The sequence below is a fragment of the Pontimicrobium sp. MEBiC01747 genome, assembly GCF_053601635.1.
Genome location: NZ_JBSHNS010000315.1, coordinates 1 through 14,396 on the forward strand (window position 1 = coordinate 1; position 14,396 = coordinate 14,396).

Consider the following 14,396-nt stretch of genomic DNA (forward strand, 5'->3'; position numbering starts at 1 on the left):
GTTCTATATTTTTTTCTACCAATTTTTCTAATCGTATTTATACTTGATTCGGATAGTTCTATTTGAGATTCAATAGGTTTTCTTTTATCAAAACTCCAAACGTAGGTTGCATGAGAGTTTAAAAGCTCCCAACAAATGTGATTTTTGTTATTTCCTGAAATAAAGAATATAAATCCAAAAAGAGGATGTAATGTAAATCTAATTTTTTTAGTGCTTTCATGTTTTTTCCCTGATAAGTAGATTAATTGTTTTACATTTCTAGGTGATTTCGATTCAATTAATGTCATTAAAATGTCAAATTCGGTCTGAGCGAAAACATTTGAAGAACTATCAAGTTTTGACAGGATTTCATTAGCTGTAAATATATTTTTTTCTATCTCATTATTTTTTTCAACCCGAGTTATATTAAGAACTCTATTGCTCTTTACATCGTCAATAATTTTTTCATTAATGTTTTGGATTGTTTTAGATTGACAATCGAAACTCAACACTTCTTTTCCTTTAATTTTTATTGTAGCTGAAACTGTAAAAGTATCTCGCTTAAAATAATTTGAAAAATAATCTTTTATATAATTATATTCAGAACGGATTAAATCATTATTAATTTTAAATTCTATTGGCTGTTCTAAAAAGGTAAAAATTTTAATGACTAAAACATATCCATCATTAAACTCAACATCAGAAAAATTAACATCAAAATCTAGTTCTCGAATTATTTCCTCAGACTCTTTTTGATCTACTTCATGTTCTATTTTATACTTTGACTCAATTTTAGTATACTCTTTAATCTTTTCTTGTTCAGTATTATTGTATACCTTCTGTTTTCCAAAAGCTTCGGGCATTTCTTTAGGTAAGCTAACCAAAAAATGACTTAAAAGTTTCTGAAGTTTATTCCATTCTAAATCTCTAAATATTAATCGATTTATTGTTTTTTTAAGCTTTTGCTCATTGAATGATTCAATAATTTCTGGTTTATAATCAATAATTCTTATTTCTAAATCTTTTTTATGTAAGTCATAGTGTAATAATTCAACTTTTAAATAAGTATCTAAATGATGTCTAAATGATATACTTCCTTCTGGAAAATTAGTATGATTCATACTAATCCAAAATTCGTTTGTGAAGTAAATTTTGTTTTTTGAAATTTTGATTAGTCTTATATTCATTTTAGTAAGTATAAATTTTGTCTTGTATACACAACATCAATTGAGCGACCATTTATAACTAGCACTTAGCTTTGTTTGGTATCGGTAAGGAACAGCTTACCCTATACTTTACTTAAAGTTTTGAAGCAGATGGTTTTCCAAATGATGCATCTATAATAACTACTTTTAAATCAACATTATTTTTTTTTCCAACTTCTTCAGTTATTTTTTCTATGTTAGATACTTTCTTTAAATCCTTATCATTGTAACAAATTACTAAAAACACACCTTTTTTAATATCTTCTACTTTTAGGTATTTTATAAGCTGTTTTTCAAGTCCATTCCAAAATTTTGAATTTTTTGCAAGCTTTACTTCAATCAATGCTCTATTTTCATAACCAGATGAAAATTTAAAATCCACTGGACCTCTTCCTAAATTAACTTCTCTATTTAAATCTATATTGTTAGCCTTACAATAGTGTTTAACAATTCCGGTAAATATTAATTGTGAAGCTTCTTCACTTTTAGACCTTCTACCTTTATCATCCCATAACAACTTATATCCAGAATTATCTTCTATAAAATGCTCATATTGCTCAATGACTTCTTTAGTGAATTTATCAAAACCATTTTGATTTTTGGGAACAGTAAATTTATATCCATTTTCTTTGACATAATCTAGAGTATCAATTACCCATTTATAGTATCCTTTTGGATCTTTCTCTATATCATAAGATTTTGAACCTTTTTCATCACGATAAGCTTTGTATTTAGAAATCCATTCTCTATTTTGACGAGCTATTTGGATAATGTCTGATTTCTTTACTTTGCTTTTTATTTCAATACCATATTGGTCTCTCAATTCCTCATTCATATTAGACCAACAATAATCAAAAAATTCATCTGTACTTATCGTTGGTAATTCTCTCAGGAATCTCTTTGGCACAAGTAAAACCCCCTTTTTTGTGTATGGATTTAACGGTAAGTCAACTTCTTTATCTTTCCATCTCTTAAATTTTGAGTCAAACTCATACTGACTTATCTTAATTTTTGTAGTGGGAACTTTATGTTGCTTACAAATTTCTTGCGTATATGTAATTATATCTTTTTTTAATAAAGTTGCAGTCATATCACTAATTCGGTCGCATCCAAATCCTTCGTTAAATAATCCAATCTCTTCAAAATGATTCAAATTAGATATACCAAGTTTAATTGATTCAAATATTGAATCAACTATCATTTTTGAAAACCCACCACCAGAGCCTGAACCACTAGTTCCTCTTGAGGCATAGCCCAAGCAAACTTCTTCGACTTCTGGAAATTTCATCATACTTAAAAGTTGTCTATATCTAATGTCTGTTTTATTAGGTTTTGAAACTGAAGCAATTTCAAATGCTAAATTGAAAAAATCAATCGTCTTTTTGTGGGTGTTATTAAAAGAATTATGGTCAGCATCGAAAACTAAAAATGGGTCAATAAATAATTTTGTATCCGTTGATAAAATTGGATCAAACCAATCATCATTTTTTGTTCTTTCAATATTAAATTCAGTAGAAAATATCATTTATAGTTCGATTTTTTTAGTCTTATACAAAACGATTAGTATAACAATACTCATAAAATGTTTATGCATACCTTTTTATAACACTCTAAAGTTCCAACTTTCCCCACACCTACACAATACGTATATCTACGTATATTTTAGCGCAGTTAGAACAAGTACAATATAAAGTGTCCATTACTATTAAACTTACGGTAAACCGTAAAGCGAAGAGAAATTTTAAAAATAACTCATATTTACTTTTAATACATTTTAATAAAATGTATATTTACAGTATGTATAGTAAAGAATTAACAAAAGGCACGTTACAACCCATTATTTTAAAGCTATTAAGTGAGAGCGATAAAATGTATGGTTATGAAATAACACAAAAAGTAAAAGCATTAACCGAAGGTAAAATAGACATTTCGGAAGGCGCCCTCTACCCTATTTTGCATCGTCTAGAACACCAAGGGGTTTTAGAAACAGAGAAAGTATACATAGGCAAACGGGTTAGAAAATACTACTCAGTAACCGCAACAGGAAAAGAAGTTATTACAGAAAAGACCAATGAAATTAATGATTTTATTGAAACACTAACTTTAATATTTAATCCTCAAGCTTTAGCAAAATGAATATAACAGATAAACAAATTGACTATATTTCTAAAAACCTTACAGCAAATGGGATTACTTCCATAGAATTAAAAGACGATATTATAGACCATATATGCTCTGCCTTTGAAGCAAATAACTCACAAGATTTTAAAATGGTCTATAAAAAAATAGTTAATGAATTTGGAGGTTATGATAAAATGAAGCGAATTCAAAAAGAAACAGATTATACACTTAGAGCAAAAAAAATGCTAAAAGCAAGAAAAGCATCTTTTGTTATCACGTTTGCTATGATAGCACTATTATTAATAGGTATATTATTTAAAATAATGCATTGGCCGCTGGCAAACATTTTCTGTGTTACTGCGTTAGGGTCATTAATACTTATTAGCTTACCATTGTTCATCTACCAATCACATCTAAAATCTAGTTTACAAATACAATCTAAATAATGACAACAACAGTAGACCAATCAATTACAGCTATGTGGAAGGCCTTTTCACAAAAACATCCAAAATACAAGCAAGAAAACCTACCAGAATCTTGGTATTTCTGCGACAACAAAAAAGATGCGGACTACTGTGCTAATTTAGTTGTACAAGGTATTAAAAGAGCAACAGCAACCTCTTTATGGTGGTTTAAAAAACATAATGAAGCCTTACCCGAAGTAGGCAACATTTATATTGTAACTAACTGGGAAGGCAAAGCAAAAGCCATTATTGAAACCACAAAAATAGATTTAGTACCTTATAATGAGGTCACCGAAGAATTTGCAGCTATAGAAGGCGAAGGCGATAAATCTTTAGCCTATTGGAAACGCGTACATTGGGACTATTACACTAGAGAAATGGCTCCAGAAGGCGAATCGCCAACCCAAGACATGATTATTGTTTGCGAGCAATTTAAAACCCTTTGGAAATAAAATAGAGGTTATTTTTTACCCCTGACATACTTAGACACTCTGTCTCATAATTTTGCATTGAACTCGTTTAAGCTTTTTGAGTTTAAGCGAAAATTAAAGACTTTCAGTTCTGTTGAAGATTTTTTTGAATCGCATAGTATATCTATGAGAGAAGAAAAAGGCAAAAATAGAGCTAAAAAAGGTTGATTTTTCAGCAAATTGAAAAAGTTTAAACGAGTTCATCATGTTTAACAAATAAAAAATCAATTACAATGACAAATGCAATTAACTGGTTCGAAATTCCAGTAACCAATTATGAGAGAGCAAAGCAATTTTACATGTCTGTTTTAGATTCTAAAATTACAGATCACCACATGCCAGAGCAAAATACTAAATATGGTGTGTTTTCACATAAAGAAGATAAAAATGGCATTGGAGGTGCTATTATTGAAGCCGAAGGACAAATTCCAACAACAGAAGGTAGTACCATTTATTTAAATGGTGGAGATAATTTAAGTGAACCTTTAAATCGTGTAGAAGCTTCAGGTGGTAAAATACTAATGCCAAAAACAGATATTGGAGAAGATGGATTCATCGCTCAATTTATAGATACAGAAGGAAACCGTGTAGCGCTTCATTCTATGGAATAATCTAAAATAACGTGGACTCCGCATAAAGGATTTAGTTATAAAAAACCGTCAAATGGAGTGGTTTTTAGTAGTAAAACGGAGAAAAATCACTCAGATTAACGTCAATTCTTCTTGTATCTCGTTCATGTTAAATATAAAGAGATAGTGAATCCTTTAAACGGTTCGCTATCTTTGTTTACAATTATGTCGCAATTATCTCGATTAATATCCATTTTAACTCTGCTAAAGTCTAAGCGACTATTAACAGCCACAACACTTGCCGAAAAATTTAATGTAAGCGTTCGTACCATATATAGAGATATAAGAAAATTAGAAGAAGCAGGTGTTCCCGTTGTTACAATAGAAGGACGAGGCTATTCGCTTATGGAAGGTTATACCGTATCTCCTGTACAGTTTACCGAGAAGGAAGCTAATGCTTTAATTACAGCACAAAACCTAGTAAACCAAACCAACGACACCTCATTTTCAAAAGATTTCGACGATGCTTTTACCAAAATAAAATCGGTATTTAAATCTTATATTCAAGAAAAGAGCGAGCGTTTAGACAATAATATCGTTGTCTTTAATAGTAACTACGAAAACATTCAAAGTCATGCATTATCCGAAATTCAATTAGCCATAACAAACCTTAATTATACAGAAATTAATTACCAAAAAGTAAATGATACTGTAATTACATTTAGAACTATAGAACCCTATGCCTTATACGCCACTCAAAACAAATGGATTTTAATAGCATGGTGTCATTTAAGAGGAGATTACAGGGCCTTTAGAATAGACCGTATTAAACAATTTAAAATACTAGAAAAGCAATTTGAAGACCGTAAATTTAACCTTCAAACTTATTTTCAATCCTGCCCATATAACGACAAATAAATGTTAACACTTTATTAAAGCCAATCATTCTATTGAAAGTATTGTAAAAAACCATTAACTTTCCCTTCAAACTAAAATAGAATTTAATATTTTATGATAACATCTTTAAAATCAGTTTTTAGTGCTGTAGTATTAACAACTCTAATAACTACTGTTTCTGCACAAGAAACGGCAAAAACAGTACCCGTTTTTGAAAACGGAGAAGCACAAATTGTAGAAGGTTTTAGCAACCCAAAAGATTGGATAAGGCATGACCTTTGGGTAGAGACAACCTTCGACTCAGACAAAGACGGTAAACCAGACCGTATGCATGTAGCAGTAACACGCCCAAAACAAACAGACACCGAAGGATTAAAACTACCTGTGGTTTACGGTTCTAGCCCTTATTTTGCTGGTGTAGCAGGAGACTTACCAGGTGTTATGTGGGATGTAGAACACGAACTTGGAGACATAGGAAAAGAACGCGTACACCCAGAAGTAACCAGAAGAGGTAAACGTCCAATTATATCAAACGCACATATTAGAAGCTGGGTACCTAGAGGTTATATTGTAGTACACTCATCATCTCCAGGAACAGGTCTATCAGATGGTGCTCCAACAATTGGAGGCGCTAACGAAGCCTTAGCTCCAAAAACAGTTATAGATTGGCTATGTGGTAGAGCAAAAGGTTATACAGAACGAGAAGGTGGCGAGCCTGTAACAGCATTCTGGTCTACAGGAAAAGTAGGTATGACAGGAACATCTTACGAAGGTACACTACCACTAGCTGCCGCTACAACAGGCGTAGAAGGTTTAGAAGCCATTATTCCTGTAGCACCTAACACATCGTATTACCACTATTACCGTTCTAACGGATTAGTGCGTTCTCCAGGAGGCTATTTAGGAGAAGATATCGATGTATTATACGATTTTGTACACAGTGGAGACGAAGCAAAGCGCCCAGGAAACAATAAAAGAGTAAGAGATACCGAAATGAAAAACGGTATGGACAGACAAACAGGGGACCTTAACGCCTTTTGGGCAAAACGTGATTACTTAACACAAATGAAGCCTATGAAAGCAGCTTTATTAATGTCTCATGGATTTAACGATTGGAATGTTATGCCAGAGCATAGTAACCGTATCTACCAACAAGCAAAAAAACAAGGAATTCCTTCTCAAATCTATTATCACCAACATGGGCATGGTGGACCGCCTCCAATGACCTTAATGAACCGTTGGTTTACACGTTACTTACATGGTGTAGAAAATAATGTAGAGAAAGATGCACGTGCATGGATTGTTAGAGAAAATGACAACATGAAAGAACCTACAGCCTATGCAGACTACCCTAATCCTGAAGCTAAGGATGTTACTTTATATTTAACAAAAGGGGGACAAACTGCAGGTACATTACAACTAAACAAAGCAAAAAAGCAAGGTAAAGAAACTTTGATTGATGATTTTTCAATTTCTGGAAAAGACCACGCAAAAGTAGAAAATTCTAATCATCGCTTAATATATGCAACACCTACATTAACTAAAGATTTACATTTATCTGGAACTACAAAAGTAAGTATTACATTATCTAGTAGTAAACCAGCAGCAAACTTATCGGTTTGGATGGTAGCATTACCTTGGACAGATGGAAAAATTAATGACGATATTATTACTCGTGGATGGGCAGATCCTCAAAACTACAAGTCGTTAACAGAAAGCGAACCATTAGAAAAAGGTAAATTTTACACCGTAAATTTCGATTTAAATCCAGATGATCAAATTATACCAAAAGGACAAAAAATTGGATTTATGGTCTTCTCTAGCGATAAAGATTTTACACTACACCCAAAACCAGGAACAGAATTAACTTTAAAGTTAGATAAAACAAGTATTACCTTACCTGTTGTTGGAGGTATAGAAGCATATAAAGCAGCGACAAAAAATTAAAGATCTATTTTCCGCAAGCATAAAGGGCTACTTAAACATTGTATTTAAGTAGCCCTTTATTATTAAATACCGCTACTCTATAATTTTAACATCGAACACATCCTGACTTTCCGTTTTTAACCGAAAATGAGTTAAAATTTGTACAAATATGACACTTTTTGAAAGTCATAGCCATAAGCTACAAATAAAAAAGCAACGAAATATAGGCAAATCTGAGTCATTTTTTAGGAAATAGAAAAAGACAAGACGAGTTCATCAAAAAAAATACGTAATTTAATCGTGCTAAAAATCAATATACGTTAACATGGAATGTTCAAATCTTATAGAAGCTGCTGTAAAAAAAGGTGATATTAGCAGAGCTCTATTTATAAAATCACCAGATAAAACTTTAGTAACCGATTTACAACGCACATTATTCGAGCTAGGTTTTAGAAAAGAATTAAAATGGGATAACTACCAAGCCGATGGCGATTACGGAAAAGCAACTGCGGCAGCAGTAGCCGCTTTTGCTAAAAAAAATAATCATTCCAGTAATGGAAAATCGGTATCTAATACCTTGGCAAAATTAATATTACAACGTCATGACTTTCTTCCAGAAATGTATGTGTTATGGTCAATTCATAAATCCGATTTAAGAACCCGAAAATACATTTCTAAAGGCACTCGCATGAGTATTAGCGCCATACAAGTATTATTAAATACTATTGGTTATGGTAAAGAGCTTAACTTTTTAAAATTTGGTGCAGATGGTCTTTATGGCAATAGCACACGTAAAGCTGTCGTTACTTATGCAAAAGATAACAATATAGATTCAGATGGCGATTGGTTATCTCGCCCATTAATTAACTTATTTCTAAAAGACATTAATAAGTTTTACGGTAGTAAATGGAGCGACTTAGCAAATAATAATTTACCCAGCAAAAAATCACCTTTAGTATTATACCAAGGCTCCAGGTTTATAGGAAAACCATGCCGTGCAGATGTAGAATTTGTTCCAGCCTTAGAAAAAGTAAATACCTATGCTAAACAGGCAGATGTTTATATATACGTAACTAGCTCGTTTAGGACTACAACAAACGTACAAGGCGCTATAGTAAAGCCTGCCACATTTTCTAATCATTTAGCGGGTCATGGTATAGATATGAATGTAAAATATGGTAATAAATTAGCAAACTCTAAAGTACTCACAAAGTACCCTAATGTTCCTGCTCCAGTTAAACAATTTCTTACTGCAATTATTAATGATGCTGGTTTACGCTGGGGAGGAAAATTCAATACCAAAGACCCAGTACATATAGATGACCATTTAAACAAAAATCGATCTGAATGGAAAAAACGCTATAAAGCGATGCAAGAAGCTGTACAGTTAGGAAAAATATAATACTACAGTCTAGAAATTAGTTATAATGAAAGAACTATATACCATTATTCCCTTTATAATTACCATAGTAACTATAAGCATTGGAATATATCAATACTGGGATAAAAAAAATCAAGATTACCGAAAACAAATTTGGGAAGAACGTAAACAACTATACTTTAAAGTTACAGAAATAGCATCTAAAATTGCTATTCTTGAAAGCATAGATAATTCTGTAGAAGAACGAAAAACGTTCTGGACATTATTTTACGGCCAATTGGCTATTATAGAAAATCAAGGCGTTGTAAATGCAATGATAAATTACGGCGACCTATTAAAAAATATGAAGCTAGACGATGCTACGTTTTCAAAAGATATACTTCAAAAAATGGCTTTAGACTTAGCTATGGCATGCAGAGACTCACTTAACGAAACATGGAAACCTGTACCATTAAAAGATTTAGACTTTACTTCTTAAAACATATATAATCATGCTAAAAATAAAATTAGAATCGCATAAACGTTACGAAGGCGAAAATTTAGAAAAGCTAACAAAAGCGTTAACACTTTTAGAGAGTACTTTAAATGAACAAGAATTTAAAGATAAAGTTCTTAATTTTAAATCTGATAAAACAGAAGGTGGCACCTTTCATTTTATAAAATATATAAAGAGACAAAGAACAGAATTAAAACATTATACCAATAAAGAAATTTACGATAAAGTAATGGCTGGACATGCAACAGAAGGAGAAAACACCATTATAAAACTTAACTTAGTTTTAAAAAAAGGCTCAGGCGGCTCTGTAGTTGGCTATAGAAAAGGAGGAAAAATTTATACCTACAAAAAAGATTTTTTAAAGATGTCTCATGGCAAACTCGCCGCACATATATTTCACGAATACACCCACACTATTGGTTTTAAACATTCAAAAAAAGACAAACGCGATCCACTTCGTAACTGTTTTGCAGTACCCTATGCCTTGGGCAACCTTGTAGAAATTATTACTACAGGAAGCAATACACGTAACTGTATATACCAATAAAAGTTAAAATAAGCTTTACCTAAAAGAAGTCGCTTTAATTAAAGCGACTTCTTTTTTATTACACAATAAAAACACCTTAGTTATAAAAACAGGTAATTCTACCTGTTTCTTTATAAATTAAAACGCCTAACTTCGTTGTATTCCCTACAACCATTATGTCTATGTGTATAACTATAGGCGTTTTGGTAACACCCTACACCAATTTTTTATTAAACCCAATTATATAAACCACTAACCACCCAACAATTATGGACACAATGTTACGCATCCCAAAAATGAAGTTTAACCTTCTTTTGCTATTCTGTTTTGTATTTGCATATAATGCAACAGCACAGATTATGAATCATGACCATCACAACCATGATGATAACAATAAAGACAAATACCATGGTATGGTAATGGACTCTAGCTTTTTAAATAAAATGGAATCGCAAAGAAAAACAAGTATCGATGCCGACGAAAGAGAATATGGCAGTTGGAAAACGGTTATTCCAGACGATAAAGGTGCAGCCATTGGTCGTATTCTGGGTATGCAAACCGTACACAATGTTATGCTACCCTCTGGAAAAATATTAATGTCTAGTGGAAGTAGCTGGCGTAATCTTAAAAACATAGAATATTATCCAAACTACGACCCTCCAGCGCCAGCAATGGGACTATTCAATTTATATGACGATCCATTTAGGAATACCGTTGAGCCCAAAAAAATGACTCCAGAAATGCGTGAAAACTGGATAAACGTTAGAAAAAAGCAATATTACGACCTCGTAAATAATACTGCCATTTACGATCCAGCAGACAGTTCTTTCTATAGAATACCACACCCATTGCCAATGCAAGATCCTAAAAGTAAAAAGCACTTTGTACCAAGCGATCTTTTCTGTAGCGCACACTTACAATTACCAGATGGAAACCCTTTATTTGTAGGTGGTACGCAATATTATTTTCCATATAGAACAGGAACCAACAGTTCGTATATTTTTGATTGGAAACAAGAATTAAAGGTCGATTGGACCACTGTAGACTGGCGCATTATGCCTAAAGTAGACGACAAACATTATCCTTGGAAGTTTTCAGGGTTTATGAAACGTGGGCGTTGGTATCCAACCATTGTACCGTTATTAGATGGCCGTTTTACCATTTTTAGTGGTTTTGTTGGTTTCGATAAAGACTTTCCTAAAATGTATCGCTTTCAAATCAATCCATATATAGAGTTTTTTAACCCTTATGCTTTTTCTTTTGAAAAACCTCAAGACGCTTGGACTGCTATTAACGTAGAAAAAATGAAGAACAGTCCGTTCACCACCTTAATTAATCCAGATTTTGTACCTACAGTGTGCGACGATGTCGAATTTCATGCCTATTGGGAATCACTTTCCGGTGACAACGACTTTCCATTACCTTGCGATTGTGGCCCAGAATGTAAAGAAGATAATAAATATGATACTTTTAAACTCTATCCAAATAACTATTTAGTATCCGAAAATAAAATATACTTAACAAGAGAAGGCGATTGGGTAAGCTTACGAACATCGGATGCTGCATACATGCGAAAAACAAAGAAAACCTATTATATGGATATCGCTGGCAATGCAAAAAACCCTAAAGTATCTTTTAATTATGGCCCAGACAGAACCGATTTTATTTCTTCTTATGGCACCTCTTACAACGACCCCAATACAGATAATATTACCATTTATGGCGGGCAACCGACTTCTCCAGGTACCATGTTACCGTTAGATGCCAAAAGCCCAACACATTTTGCTGGTGGGCGCGGGAGTAGAAAACGTGAGCAATTTTGGTTTAACGAAGGCATTTTAAAAGAGCAAAAATGGACACAAGACGATGATTTTCTTGGAACAGAAATAGAAGCCGACCGTACCATGCTAACCGCTATTATATTACCAACCAAACAAGTATTAATTATTAATGGAGGTAATTACGATTTTTATGGTCCTGTCTTCTACCCTATTTTATTAACCCCCAATTACGATGTTAACGGCAAGTTTGTAGACTATACTAAAAAACGTATGAGTGCCGCGGTAGAACCGCGTTTATACCATAATGCAGCTTTATTATTACCCAATGGACGTGTGTGGGTATCTGGAGGAAATAGCGCCAGAGCATCGGTACAAAAAATTTTCCCAAATCCAGACCAACAACATAGAAACGGACAGCCTAAACCCAATTTAGATTTAATAGATATAGACACTTATTTTTACAGAGATGGGCAAATGGCTAAGGCACAAAAAGGAATGCAAACCACACCTACCGAAAACTGGACTGCCGAGATATTCTCACCGCCATACACACATATAGATTCTACTAGAATTGTAACAATAACAGGTATGCAACGTAGAACCCAATCTAGAACCCAATTTAAAGCCGAGTATGGTAACAAACCGTATTACCTTTTAGCAAGTAAACAAGATTATGGCATGACTGTAAACGGTTTACCGAAGCAAAAAGGCAGTAAAAAGCCAGAAGTTGTCTTATTAAAATTGGCTTCTTTTACCCATAACTGGGATAACGGACAATTTTATGCTAACCTAGATATTAATAGTATTAATGGTAACACCGTAAGCTTTAGTACACCAAATATGAAAGACGAATTGATTCCTCCTGGGTATTACATGCTCTTTTTTATAGATTCTAAAGGCAAACCCTCGCACTCGCAAATGGTACGTTTTGACGATAAAGCGGATAAGCCTTGATTTAATTTTACTTATAAAATGTATAAAAAACACTTCTGTAACAGGAGTGTTTTTTGTTTTACGGATTACCGTAAGAATATTATTTACAAGCAACTTATATTGCACAACGTTTTAAAAATATACGTAGATATACGTATTGTATAGGTCTAATAAAAGTTAGATCTTTAAATAATTATTAAAAGGTACGCATACCCCCCCATTTACTGGTTATGTTAAAAAACACAATAAGTACTGATAACCTCCTATTTTAAGGCGGTTATCAGTACTTTTTTGAGTAGGTACTTATATAATAACGTTGGCACTAATTTGAAAAATAAATGGCGAAAAAGAAAAGTACATCTGAACAAAAAAAAGAACAACCAGAGTCAAAGACCAAGAAAAGTAAAGATTCTGTTGAAAATATTCTTCAAGCATTTAAAGATAATTTACACAGTGTTAAATTTTTTTTCAACAAGTTCGGCGGTATCGCTGAAATTGAAGACCAAGAAGCAATGGATAGTTCCTATGAATTCACGAAAGAACTACTTAAAGACTTAGGCGTGGATGTCGATGAAGATAAAGAGAAAGAGAATACCGATGAAAAGCCTAAAGAAAACAGCTCATCTATATCTGAAGAGAAACTATTAGCGATAGCAAAAAAACTGAGAAAAAAGCCAAAATTATCCGCGCAAAATTTTCAAATACTATCTTCAAGTTCATTTTTAATGCTTAATAATTATTTCGAGTATTTAATGGCTGATTTACTTACATATCATTATAGTAAGTTTAAAGAAACACTTAATTCTAAGGAATTTAAAGTTTCACTTCAAGAAATAGACGAATACGAAACTATAGAAGAACTTGAAAAGCACATTATTTTCAAAGAAGTAGAAACAATGTTAATTGAAATGTCATTCGATTCAATTTTAAAACATTTCAAATCTAAACTCAATATAAATCTAAATGAAGATATTATAAACTGGGATATAATTAATGAGTGTAGAGAAAGGCGACACATTATAGTTCATAACGCTTCAATAGTAAATAAGAAGTACTTATCCAGAACGAATAATCCTGAAAACAAAAAAGTTGGAGATAAAATAAGAGTTAACAAAGAATACTTTCAAAAAGTATTTAGAGAAATTAAAATTTCAGGTTTGCTATTAGCATATGATTGTTGGGGAAATTGGGATGGAGAAAAAGCAACAGAAGCAATTAGAGATATGCTTGATGAATCTTTCGATAGTTTGATTGAAAATGAGCTTGATTTTTGCAATAACTTGACTTTATTTATGCAACAAATAGAACCTAGAAATGAAGAACAAGAAGATTATATGTTGCGAGCAAAATTTAATATGTGTATTGCATTAAAGAAACAAAAAAAGACGACTGAGTTGAATAAGGTTCTAAAAACTATCAAAGTAGGAACTTCATTGCCCTTATTTAAACTTGCACACGGAATTCTATCAAATAAAAGCGATAAAGATTTACTAGAATTAATTGAGCAGTCATATAAACTTGAAGAATTTGATTATGATTCATATCTTGAATGGCCAATGTTTGATTTTATTAGAGGCAAAAAGAGATTAAATGCACAAATTGAAAAAGTAATAAAAAACTAGTGCCAACACCGGTAACCGTTGCACAA

At 32.4% G+C, this 14,396-nt stretch carries 13 protein-coding genes; 11 read left to right on the forward strand and 2 right to left on the reverse strand.

The window, feature by feature from the left end; all coding sequences use genetic code 11:
• Together ACVC2P_RS10365 and ACVC2P_RS10370 are read right to left on the reverse strand one after the other, a co-directional pair.
• Nucleotides 1-1,100 (reverse strand): hypothetical protein (locus ACVC2P_RS10365; RefSeq protein ID WP_452598406.1); only part of this gene is annotated, 1,100 nt, incomplete at its 3' end.
• A gap of 178 nt (nt 1,101-1,278) precedes the next feature.
• On the reverse strand, nt 1,279-2,709 hold the full coding sequence (locus ACVC2P_RS10370) for a hypothetical protein (protein WP_452598407.1): 1,431 nt from the start codon (nt 2,707-2,709) through the stop codon (nt 1,279-1,281).
• 272 nt (nt 2,710-2,981) lie between these two features.
• On the opposite strand from ACVC2P_RS10370, the gene ACVC2P_RS10375 reads away from it, so the two are divergent.
• The 11 genes from ACVC2P_RS10375 (at nt 2,982) to ACVC2P_RS10425 (ending at nt 14,370) form a co-directional block, all read left to right on the forward strand.
• A complete protein-coding gene (locus ACVC2P_RS10375; protein WP_452598408.1) occupies nt 2,982-3,320 on the forward strand; it encodes a PadR family transcriptional regulator in 339 nt (112 codons plus the stop codon).
• A complete protein-coding gene (locus tag ACVC2P_RS10380; protein ID WP_452598409.1) occupies nt 3,317-3,751 on the forward strand; it encodes a hypothetical protein in 435 nt (144 codons plus the stop codon). Before ACVC2P_RS10375 ends, ACVC2P_RS10380 begins: the two co-directional genes overlap by 4 nt.
• Complete coding sequence (locus ACVC2P_RS10385; protein WP_452598410.1) at nt 3,751-4,221, forward strand: ASCH domain-containing protein; 471 nt, start codon at nt 3,751-3,753, stop codon at nt 4,219-4,221. The genes ACVC2P_RS10380 and ACVC2P_RS10385 overlap by 1 nt, the downstream gene beginning before the upstream one ends.
• Nucleotides 4,222-4,472: 251 nt before the next feature.
• Nucleotides 4,473-4,850: a VOC family protein gene (locus ACVC2P_RS10390; protein ID WP_452598411.1), complete on the forward strand. Its 378-nt coding sequence runs from the start codon at nt 4,473-4,475 to the stop codon at nt 4,848-4,850.
• 183 nt (nt 4,851-5,033) lie between these two features.
• Nucleotides 5,034-5,726 carry a helix-turn-helix transcriptional regulator gene (locus ACVC2P_RS10395; protein ID WP_452598412.1) on the forward strand — a complete coding sequence of 231 codons (693 nt, stop codon included), beginning with the start codon at nt 5,034-5,036 and terminating at the stop codon, nt 5,724-5,726.
• 93 nt (nt 5,727-5,819) lie between these two features.
• Nucleotides 5,820-7,652 carry a Xaa-Pro dipeptidyl-peptidase gene (locus ACVC2P_RS10400; protein ID WP_452598413.1) on the forward strand — a complete coding sequence of 611 codons (1,833 nt, stop codon included), beginning with the start codon at nt 5,820-5,822 and terminating at the stop codon, nt 7,650-7,652.
• A 304-nt stretch (nt 7,653-7,956) separates the two neighbouring features.
• Nucleotides 7,957-9,033, forward strand: coding sequence for a M15 family metallopeptidase (locus ACVC2P_RS10405; protein ID WP_452598414.1), 1,077 nt, complete (start codon nt 7,957-7,959; stop codon nt 9,031-9,033).
• A 25-nt stretch (nt 9,034-9,058) separates the two neighbouring features.
• On the forward strand, nt 9,059-9,490 hold the full coding sequence (locus ACVC2P_RS10410; RefSeq protein WP_452598415.1) for a hypothetical protein: 432 nt from the start codon (nt 9,059-9,061) through the stop codon (nt 9,488-9,490).
• A gap of 13 nt (nt 9,491-9,503) precedes the next feature.
• Nucleotides 9,504-10,055, forward strand: a complete 552-nt coding sequence (locus tag ACVC2P_RS10415; protein WP_452598416.1) for a hypothetical protein — start codon at nt 9,504-9,506, stop codon at nt 10,053-10,055.
• Nucleotides 10,056-10,303: 248 nt separating this feature from the next.
• Nucleotides 10,304-12,769 (forward strand): galactose oxidase-like domain-containing protein, encoded by a 2,466-nt coding sequence (locus ACVC2P_RS10420; RefSeq protein WP_452598417.1) that lies wholly within the window; start codon nt 10,304-10,306, stop codon nt 12,767-12,769.
• Between the two features lie 317 nt (nt 12,770-13,086).
• Nucleotides 13,087-14,370 (forward strand): hypothetical protein, encoded by a 1,284-nt coding sequence (locus ACVC2P_RS10425; protein ID WP_452598418.1) that lies wholly within the window; start codon nt 13,087-13,089, stop codon nt 14,368-14,370.
• Nucleotides 14,371-14,396 lie beyond the last annotated feature (26 nt).